At 39.0% G+C, this 1,438-nt stretch carries 1 protein-coding gene; it reads left to right on the forward strand.

Features of this window, described 5'->3' with window-relative positions; all coding sequences use genetic code 11:
* Window positions 1-43: 43 nt before the first annotated feature.
* Window positions 44-1,435 carry an IS4 family transposase gene (locus EKD03_RS18195; protein WP_129633866.1) on the forward strand — a complete coding sequence of 464 codons (1,392 nt, stop codon included), beginning with the start codon at window positions 44-46 and terminating at the stop codon, window positions 1,433-1,435.
* Window positions 1,436-1,438 lie beyond the last annotated feature (3 nt).

The raw sequence follows: 1,438 nt of genomic DNA on the forward strand, positions 1-1,438 counted from the left end.
GGCCTATCGTGTGGACACATTTTTTTTCTATTTTTAAGCCTGTATGAAAAAAAGAGAATTTACAGACTTAAAAGATCACCGGTTAATAAAACGGGGCAACAAGATTTTCGATGATTTGTTTCGAAAGGGCGTCCACTCTATTCGTCAATTAACCCACAACGATGCTGATGCCAAAGGATTTTATCGTTTTCTTCAAAATGATCGGGTTGAGGAAGACGATATTTTGAGCAACTTGGTTGTTAACTGTCGTGCTGCATGTGCTGAAAAATATGTTCTATGTATTCAGGATACTTCAGAAATCAACCTCAGCAGCCATTCGGGCAGAATTAACAAGGACAATTACTTGGGTACGACCAATGCAAACAAAGACATTGGTTTGGGATTTTTTCTGCATCCTTCTTTGGTATTGGATGCCCTAAGTGGTATTCCGTATGGTTACTCTGATGTTAAGATATGGAATAGGCCGCAGGAATTTCAATCAAAATACGAAAGAGAATACAGTAAATTACCCATTGAAGAAAAAGAATCCTATAAGTGGATAGAAGTGTCCAGGAATACCCAATCGAACTTGTCGGATATTGTGAAAGGAATGGTCATTGTTCAAGACCGGGAAGGTGATATTTATGAGCAGTTTGCTACTGTTCCTGATGAAAAGACAGATTTGCTGATACGAGCCAGAGCCGACAGGCGTTTGTCTGATGGGACAAAATTGTTCAGTTGCCTATCTGATCAGCCAGCGCAAGGCACTTACCAAGTTGTTATACCGGCTAAAGAAAAACGTAAACAGCGAAACGCCACCATTGAAATCAGGTATAAAGAAGTTGAAATTACAAAAACCAATAAAAGCAGTAAAAATGTGCCTTCCTCAGTACGATTGTATTTTGTGGAGGCAAAAGAGACAAGTTATCACGGAGAGGATAAAATATGCTGGCGATTGCTTACCACGCTACAAGCGACCAGTGTTGAAATGGCTAAAATATGCATAGAATGGTATAGTTGGAGGTGGACAATAGAAGAAGTGTTCAAAATATTAAAAAAGGAAGGCTATAACATAGAAGCCTCCGAATTAGAATATGCCTCATCAGTAAGAAAAATGTGCTTAATGATACTGGAAACAATCATCAAACTATTTTTAATGCAGTTGGCTTATGCAGAACCTGAAGTCGAATTAAGTGCAGACAGTTGCTTTTCCCACGAAGAACAGGAATTTTTAGAACATAAAATAGTAGATATGGAAGGGAAAACCGAAAAGCAAAAAAATCCATATAAAACACAAGACCTTAAAAGGTATGTGTGGGTCATAGCACGGCTTGGTGGCTGGAAAGGTTATGAAAGCAAACGTCATCCCGGCATAACTACACTTTGGATAGGGTTAAAATATTTTAAGGCCGCTTATGATGGCTGGCAAGTCCATAGAAATGTGTCCACACGATAGGCC

The organism is Candidatus Oscillochloris fontis (assembly GCF_004138135.1).
GTDB classification, from domain to species: Bacteria; Chloroflexota; Chloroflexia; order Chloroflexales; family Chloroflexaceae; genus Oscillochloris; species Oscillochloris fontis.